This is a genomic window from Streptomyces sp. NPDC006193, from assembly GCF_040613915.1.
Lineage (GTDB): Bacteria > Actinomycetota > Actinomycetes > Streptomycetales > Streptomycetaceae > Streptomyces.
Map to the genome: position 1 here is coordinate 13,283 of NZ_JBEXTB010000014.1, position 382 is coordinate 13,664.

The window sequence follows — 382 nt, forward strand, 5'->3', positions numbered from 1 at the left end:
CGCCTCGGCGTCACCGCCCCTGCGCCTAACGGGACTTCTTCGTCACCCCGCGGGCCGCACGGGCGGTCGGGCGCGGCGCAGGCGGTCACGGGGGGCCAGGGTGCCGGACGGCCGTACGCCTCGGCGTCACCGCCCCTGCGCCTAACGGGACTTCTTCGTCACCCCGCGGGCCGCACGGGCGGTCGGGCGCGGCGCAGGCGGTCACGGGGGGGCCAGGGTGCCGGACGGCCGTACGCCTCGGCGTCACCGCCCCTGCGCCTAACGGGACTTCTTCGTCACCCCGCGGGCCGCGGGCGGTCGGGGCGGCGCGGGCGGTCACGAGGGGCCGGGTGCCGGACGGCCGTACGCCTCGGCGTCACCGCCCCTGCGCCTAGCGGGACTT